The organism is Pseudoflavonifractor sp. MSJ-30 (genome assembly GCF_018918045.1).
GTDB lineage: Bacteria > Bacillota > Clostridia > Oscillospirales > Oscillospiraceae > Faecousia.
This window is the reverse complement of the sequence record NZ_JAHLPU010000062.1, coordinates 23025-30553: the sequence shown is the minus strand read 5'-3', so window position 1 is coordinate 30553 and position 7529 is coordinate 23025. Positions and strand designations below refer to the sequence as shown.

Annotated in this window: 7 protein-coding genes, 1 tRNA gene and 2 pseudogenes; 6 read left to right on the top strand and 4 right to left on the bottom strand. The window is 53.2% G+C overall.

The annotated features are described in order from the left end of the window. Positions 1-137 precede the first annotated feature (137 nt). Positions 138-1003: pseudogene (locus KQI10_RS10130) on the bottom strand (LysR family transcriptional regulator). 118 nt (positions 1004-1121) lie between these two features. Here KQI10_RS10130 and KQI10_RS10125 point away from each other — a divergent pair. From KQI10_RS10125 to KQI10_RS11740, 6 genes and pseudogenes are all read left to right on the top strand, one after another. After that, complete coding sequence (locus KQI10_RS10125) at positions 1122-2678, top strand: sodium/proline symporter (RefSeq protein WP_371818403.1); 1557 nt, start codon at positions 1122-1124, stop codon at positions 2676-2678. Between the two features lie 339 nt (positions 2679-3017). Then, positions 3018-3866: a transketolase gene (locus tag KQI10_RS10120; RefSeq protein ID WP_216567283.1), complete on the top strand. Its 849-nt coding sequence runs from the start codon at positions 3018-3020 to the stop codon at positions 3864-3866. Continuing rightward, positions 3863-4810, top strand: coding sequence for a transketolase family protein (locus KQI10_RS10115; protein ID WP_216567282.1), 948 nt, complete (start codon positions 3863-3865; stop codon positions 4808-4810). Before KQI10_RS10120 ends, KQI10_RS10115 begins: the two co-directional genes overlap by 4 nt. Before the next feature lie 92 nt (positions 4811-4902). Continuing rightward, positions 4903-4979 (top strand) — tRNA-Val (locus tag KQI10_RS10110). Between the two features lie 106 nt (positions 4980-5085). Next, positions 5086-5331, top strand: a pseudogene (locus KQI10_RS11995) (site-specific integrase); the annotation flags it as partial. 423 nt (positions 5332-5754) lie between these two features. Beyond that, positions 5755-5982, top strand: coding sequence for a helix-turn-helix transcriptional regulator (locus tag KQI10_RS11740; protein ID WP_253285238.1), 228 nt, complete (start codon positions 5755-5757; stop codon positions 5980-5982). Between the two features lie 308 nt (positions 5983-6290). Here KQI10_RS11740 and KQI10_RS10100 read toward each other — a convergent pair whose 3' ends face one another. The 3 genes from KQI10_RS10100 to KQI10_RS10090 all read right to left on the bottom strand — a co-directional run bounded on the left by KQI10_RS10100 (position 6291) and on the right by KQI10_RS10090 (position 7505). Next, positions 6291-6467 carry a hypothetical protein gene (locus tag KQI10_RS10100; protein WP_216567280.1) on the bottom strand — a complete coding sequence of 59 codons (177 nt, stop codon included), beginning with the start codon at positions 6465-6467 and terminating at the stop codon, positions 6291-6293. Then, entirely contained in the window at positions 6464-6652 is a 189-nt protein-coding gene (locus KQI10_RS10095; RefSeq protein WP_216567279.1) for a hypothetical protein, read from the bottom strand. Before KQI10_RS10095 ends, KQI10_RS10100 begins: the two co-directional genes overlap by 4 nt. Before the next feature lie 70 nt (positions 6653-6722). Then, positions 6723-7505, bottom strand: coding sequence for a hypothetical protein (locus KQI10_RS10090; protein WP_216567278.1), 783 nt, complete (start codon positions 7503-7505; stop codon positions 6723-6725). Positions 7506-7529: the final 24 nt, after the last annotated feature.

Genomic DNA, 7529 nt, shown 5'->3' with positions numbered 1-7529 from the left:
GGCCGCATTCTTTCCTACTTTCTTGGCGGGACAAGAAAGTAGCCCCCGGAGGGACACAGCCGAAATACAGACAGGGCTACTGTCAAGAGCTTAAGCGTAAAGTCTTCGCACTACATTTTGCAATACCGCTATCTGTTTTACCGATATTGCAGATATTCCAAAAACTTTTTCACCGCCAGCGAGGCGGTTTTCCGGTCCCGCAGGGCCAGGGCGGTCTCCCGGTAGGCGGGGACGTCCAGCTCTTTGGCGACGATGCGGAAGGGCGTCCGCTGCAGGATCATCTCCGTCAGCATACTGACGCCCAGACCGCTTTCCACCATGGCCATGATTGCGTAGTCGTCCCATGTGGTGAAATGGACCCGGGGCTTCAGACCGTTGCGCTCGAAAACCTCGGAGACCTCCGCCTGTGCCGCCTTTTCCAGCAGCATGAAGGGTTCCTCGCACAGCGCGGCAATGGGGACCCTGTCGTAGTTTCCCAGCGGATGGTTTTCCGGCAAAATTGCCAGCAGTCTGTCCTTTCCCAGGGGAATCGTGTCAAATTCCGGTCGGGTGGGCAGCCGGAGAAAGCCGCAGTCCACCTTGCCCTGGGCGATCCACTCCTCGATTTCCGAATAGTCCCCCAGCAAAAGCTCATAGTCCACGCCGGGGTAGTCCTTCTGAAAGGCCTTGATGATGTTGGGCACCCAGTGGATGGCGCCGCTGGAGAAGGTGCCGATGCGGATCATGCCAGTCTGGACCCCCCGAAGGTCGTCCACCTCCATCTGGAGTTTCCGGTACTCCGTACAGACGCTCTGGGCGTATGGCAGCAGACGGGAGCCGTCGGAGGTCAAACGGATGCCGCTGCGGTCCCGTTCCAGAAGGGTAATATGCCATTCCTTCTCCAAGTCACCGATCATGCGGCTGACGCCGGACTGGAGTAGTTCAGGGCTTCCGCGGCTTTTGTGAAGCTGCCTGTCTCTACAGTCTTCAGAAAAGCCATGTATTTGAGGATGTTCATGTCCATAGGCGTCTCTCCTTGCATTCGATTTTGTTATGTTCTTCATGCAAAACATTCGCTTTTCAAATGTTTCCTCTCATGATACAATCCGCACATCCCAAAGTCAAGAGAAAGGATGAGTGAAATGACCTCGACCATTTGCATCACCATTACAATCCTTGTATACCTGCTGGGTATGCTCTGGATCGGCGCGCGCTGCGCCAAACAAAATTCCTCCGCCGCCGACTTCTACCTGGGCGGACGGACCCTGGGCCCATTGGTGACAGCCATGAGCGCCGAGGCCTCCGATATGTCCAGCTATCTGCTCATGGGTCTGCCGGGCCTTGCCTACCTGTCCGGAACGGCGGATGTGGGCTGGACGGCCATCGGTCTGGCTGTGGGCACTTACTTCAACTGGCTTTTCACCGCCCGCCGTCTGCGGCGCTATACCCAGATTACGGGGAGCTATACCATCCCCCAGTTCTTTTCCCGGCGCTTTCATGATGAAAAAAGCGTCCTCTCCGCCCTGGCCGCGGTGATCATCATTGTTTTCTTTATTCCCTATACCGCTTCCGGCTTCGCCGCCTGCGGCAAGCTGTTTTCCAGCCTGTTCAGCATTGACTACATGACAGCCATGCTGATCTCCGCCGTGGTCATCGTGGGCTACACCGCTGCCGGCGGATTTCTGGCGGCTTCCATTACGGATCTGGTACAGAGCATTATCATGACCATTGCCATTCTCTTCGTGCTGATTTACGCCACCATTCAGGCGGGGGGCATGGGTGCCGTAGTGGAAAACGCCAAAGCCCTGCCGGGCTATCTGTCCTTGACCCAGAGCTACAGCGTCAGCACCAATTCCGCGGCCCCCTATTCCCTTCTTACCATCGTCTCCACGCTGGCATGGGGCCTGGGCTATTTCGGCATGCCCCACATTCTGCTGCGGTTCATGGCCATCGGGGACGAGAAGAAGCTGAAACTCAGCCGCCGGGTAGCCTCCGTATGGGTCACCATCGTCATGGCATTGGCGGTGCTCATCGGCATCGTGGGCAAGGCGCTTTCCGGCACCGGAACCATTGAAGCACTGGACGGCGCCGCCACGGAGACCATTATCATCCGCATTGCGGAGCTGCTGGCAAAGGGCGGCATTTTCCCGGCGCTGATGGCCGGGCTGATTCTGGCGGGTATCCTTGCCAGCACCATGTCCACGGCAGACTCCCAGCTGCTGGCCGCCTCCTCCAGCGTTTCTCAGAATCTTCTGCAGGAAGCCTTCCGCCTGAAACTCAGTCAGAAGCAGAGCATGGTCTTCGCGCGGCTCACCGTTGTGGCCATAGCCATTCTGGGCGTGGTCATTGCGAGAGACCCCAACAGCTCCATTTTCGGCATTGTCTCCTTCGCATGGGCAGGCTTCGGCGCGGGCTTCGGCCCTCTGGTGATCTGCGCCCTGTACTGGAAGCGCACCACCTTCCCCGGGGCTGTCGCCGGCATGGCGGCAGGCGGTGTTATGGTGTTTGTGTGGAAATATCTGGTCAAGCCTCTGGGCGGTGTCTTCGGCATCTATGAGCTGCTGCCCGCGTTCCTGGCGGGACTGCTGGTCATCGTCGTCGTCAGTCTGCTGACAAAAGCGCCCGACAGGGATATCCTTGCCGAATTTGAGGCGGCCGCCTCCGGGGAGGAACTTGAAGAAGCCGCGAAAAATTTGTAAATAAGCGGAATTGCTGTAGCAAAAAACAGCTTTCTATGGTATACTCATACAGGAATGCCGTGGAAACGCCGCGGCCGTGAAAACCTTAAGGAAGCTCTGATTAAATCAGCAAGAGCTGACGGCGAAAGATTTTGGTTCCAGACAAGGTTTGGAAAATGAGGGAATACTGTATGTACCCGCAAGGGGTATGCCGCATCCGTAAGCCAGCTTGTGCTGGCAACGGCTGCGCAATATTTCCCATTTTTCAAACCGCAGACTGGGAGCAAAAGATTCGCCGCTCAGCCGCGGACGATTTATTCAGAGTTTCCTTGGGAATATCAGAGATGGAAGGTGCGTTTTTTGACAGAAGAATTGAAGTTTGATCTGAAGAAAAAAGCCTGCCAGGTGCGTATGGGGATCATCGAATCCACCCATGGCGCCAAGGCCGGTCATCCCGGCGGAAGCCTGTCCGCCGCTGAGATGTTTACCTACCTTTATAATAAGGAACTGCGGGTAGACCCCAAGGCCCCCCGCGACCCGAACCGGGACCGCTTCGTGCTGTCCAAGGGCCATACGGCTCCCGGCCTGTATGCCGCTCTGGCCTACCGTGGCTTCTTCCCTGTAGCGGACCTGCCCACCCTGCGGCACATTGACAGCTATCTCCAGGGCCATCCCAACATGAACACCGTTCCCGGCGTGGATATGTCCACCGGCTCTCTGGGTCAGGGCATCTCCGCCGCCGCGGGCATGGCCAAGGGCGCCAAGTATCTGGGCAAGGACATCAACGTCTATACCCTGCTGGGCGACGGCGAGATCGCCGAGGGTGAAGTTTGGGAAGCCATGCTGTTTGCCGCCCATTATCATCTGGACAACTTCTGCATGATCGTGGACCTGAACGGCCTGCAGATTGATGGCCGGACCTGCGACGTCATGAACACCGCCCCCGTTGACGAAAAGGCAAAGGCCTTCGGCTTCCATGTGGTGGAGATCAACGGCCACGATTTTGACGAAATCGAAAGGGCTTTTGCCGAATTCCATGCCTGCACCCATAAGCCCACCTGCATCCTGATGCACACCACCAAGGGCAAGGGCGTCAGCTTCATGGAAAACCAGGCAGGCTGGCACGGCAAGGCCCCCAATGACGAAGAGTACAAGCAGGCCATGGGCGAACTGAATGCTGCCATGGCAGAACTGGAGGCAGCAAAATGAGTGAAGTGAAAAAAATCGCCACCCGGGACAGCTACGGCAACGCCCTGGTAGAGCTGGCACAGAACGGCGCGGATGATCTGGTCGTCCTGGACGCGGACCTGGCCGGCGCTACCAAGACCGGCATTTTCAAAAAAGCCTATCCCGACCGTCACTTCAACTGCGGCATTGCCGAGTGCAATATGGTCGGCGTGGCCGCGGGCCTCTCCACCATGGGGCTGGTCCCCTTCGCCAGCAGCTTTGCCATGTTCGCCGCTGGCCGTGCCTTTGAGCAGATCCGCAACTCCGTGGGCTACCCCCATCTGAATGTGAAGATCGCCGCCACCCACGGCGGTATCTCCGTGGGTGAGGACGGCGCCAGCCACCAGTGCTGCGAGGATTTTGCCCTCATGCGCTCCATCCCCGGCATGGTCGTCATGTGCCCCAGCGATGATGTAGAGGCCAAAGCCGCCGTTAAGGCCGCCTATGCCTACGAAGGTCCGGTTTATGTCCGCTTCGGCCGTCTGGCCGTGCCCGTATTCCATGACGCTGCGCATTTCTCCTTCGAAATCGGTAAGGGTGAGCAGCTCACCGAGGGCAACGGTGTTGCCATCATCGCCACCGGCCTGATGGTCAACGAGGCGCTGATTGCCGCCGAGAGCCTGAAGGCCCAGGGTATCCATGCCCGGGTCATCAACATCTGCACCATCAAGCCTTTGGATGAGGAGCTTGTACTGAAGGCAGCCAGAGAGTGCGGCAAGGTCATTACCTGTGAGGAGCACAGCATCATCGGCGGTCTGGGCGAAGCCGTCGCCGCTCTGCTCAGTGAGAAGTGCCCCACAAGACTGCGCCGCGTCGGCGTTAACGACGAATTCGGCCACTCTGGCCCCGCCGCCGCCCTGCTGAAGCAGTTCGGTCTCAGCGCGGAGCACATCGAAGCAGTCGCCAAGGAAATGCTGAACGCCTGATTTCCCCCCTTTTTTCGGGGCCCCTGTGGGTCCCGAAAAAAGGGCTTGACATTTCCGGAAAGCTATAGTATAATTCAAAACGTTCCAGTCATGGAGGCTTAGCTCAGCTGGTTAGAGCGCATGCTTCACACGCATGAGGTCACAGGTTCGAGTCCCGTAGTCTCCACCAAAACCCTTGAAAGTTCTGATCTTTCAAGGGTTTTTTCTTGTTTTCATGCCATGATTCAGACCGCATGCCTGTTTGCCGATTTTAATGATAGGAATGAGGTCTAAAAATGCGTTCAAAAATCAAATTAAATGAACAGTCTGGCCGCACCGTGGCGGAAGTCTTTGACGACTTCGTTTTTGCCCAGACTGCGGAAGGTTTGTCAGAGGTCACGATTCGCAATTACAAGCTCCACTTACACAGCATTTCCAAACATCTAGATATTCAGCAGCCAATGAAGGAACTGACCAACAGGCAGTTGGAGGAAATGATTGTGTCTATGCGGAAGTCTGGTCTTGCCCATAATTCCATTTCTGCCTATGCCAGAGTATTCCGCACGTTTCTGAATTGGTGTCAGCGTCAGGGTGTGGCAAGTCTGACCATGCCCCACATGGTGTCGGCCTGGGCTTTCATTTCCTCAACCATAGCCTCGTATTTGTTCAGCAGTTCAATTTTGGCAAGCAGTTCGATTTTAGACATTGTAGTGATCTCCTTTATTTTTTTGTTTTGCCGTCTCTCCGTGCTGTCGCCGCTCCTATGTGTTTGTCGGTTCGCTGGGTTACATCAGGCGGTGTTGAAATTGGCTCCCAACTCTTTATGGACTTATTATAGCACTAATTACTGGTGCTGTCTATTGACAAAATACACTAATTATTGGTGCTATAATTGTCTATATTTAGCACTTGATATTAGTGCTTTTCTTTGCTATAATGTGGATGATGGAGAAGGAGGCGAATTTATGGCAATCCGTTATAAAGTGGATATAATGGCCGAACTAAAACAGAAGGGCTATAGCTCCACAAAAATCCGTGAAGAAAAGCTAATCGGGCAATCCTATTTACAGCAAATTCGGCACGGGGATTTAGTGTCCTGGAAAACCCTTGATACAATCTGCTCCCTGTTGGACTGTCAGCCAGGAGATTTGATTGAGTATGTGCGGGAAGCCGATGTAAACGAAAGGGGCTAACTCGTTTCCTGGACAAATTTTCCCGCTTTTCCCGCCTGTTCGGCTCCCTTTTGGCTGTTCCAAAAGTGTAGACGAAACCAAATGTTTGATTAAACAGGGTGGGGCGTATATTTCGGGAAAGCCAGACGATTTCCCGCCAAAAGGAAAAAGGCGTGCCCTGCGCTCCCACGAAGAGCAAACCGCAATCCAGAAGTCGGAATACCTGACTGTTTGCGGCCCAGTAAAACAAAAAATCCCCCCAAAGGTTTTCCACTCCTAAAAAATAATACAGCGGAAAACCCTTGGGGGGTTCTTATAAAATTGTCTAGTCATAGTTTAATCTTGATTTCTTTGTTCCAATCCTTCAAAAGATCGTCCACGGCTTTATCCAAAGCGGCTTCCATAGATTTTTCCATAATGCTGAAAATCTCTTTCTCCAAAATGGACTGCTGCTTTTTCTTCTTTTCCTTTTCTGTCTCCCTCTCACGGGTGCGGTCAATTCTCACTTGATTTTCACCTCGCTTTTATTCTTAACGGTAATACCGGAATCCGCAAGTGCTTCCCGTTCTGCCTGCTCCCTGTCCATTTTCTTGTGAAAGGCGTATAGAATTTCATCGGGCGTGAAGCCGTCAAGATACATCCAGTCGTAGTATTCGGGTACTTTTCTGTAGCAATCATCTAATAACGTCATTGTGATACCTCCGTATTCTTTTCTATTAGAAATGTGCTTTATTGTAAAGAAATTGTTTGGAATTGCCCAATTAGAACTTGAAGCCGTCCTCTTTCTGCTGCTGTTGGAACAATTCTCCTCGAATGTTTCTGGATAATTCGTAAATATCTTGAAGAATGATTCTTTCATCCAGGGAAAATGCCCCTAAAAGGATTGTTTGGCAGGAATAATAGCAGCAATGATACTTTTCCCACATCCGATGGATAGCCTCGCTCCACGCATTTTGCCAAGCCTCTTTGGGCGAAAGACCGTCCTCCTGGTACTTTTTTTGAAATTCCTGTACCAGCGCAAACCTTTCCTCATAGTATTGCCGCATTTTTTCATCATCGGAGGCAATCGGAGAGCGAACAAGGACTCCATTAGCATTTTCGGTTTTCCAAAAGGTACGTTCTTCACTTTTTGCCGCAATGGATTCGTTGAAAAGTTTACAGCACCAATTAGACAATGTTCTGGCGGCAACGCTAAGTCCATACTCCCGATAGAATGCGTCGGCCCGTTCTTCCCACGGCATACTCTCAAAGCCGGGAATATCATCAAAGGCGCAAAGAAAGCAGCTGAACGCATAGGGGTCAGTCTGAACGTCCAGGCCGAAAACGACTATCAGAATCATCTTTAGCCGTTCCACGTCTGTGGTGGGAATGTGGGTGATCTCCACGCTTGCCGTAGAATATCTGTAGCCATAACCCAGGTTTTGAAGCTTTCTTTCAAGATTCCTTTTGAAATGCCGATTGTCCGCAAGATTCAAGTCGAATAATTCAGCCATTTCCTGCCGGGAATAGACCCGCTTTTCCAAATACATTACCGCTAAATTCATAATCTGTACCCCCAAAGGTTTTCT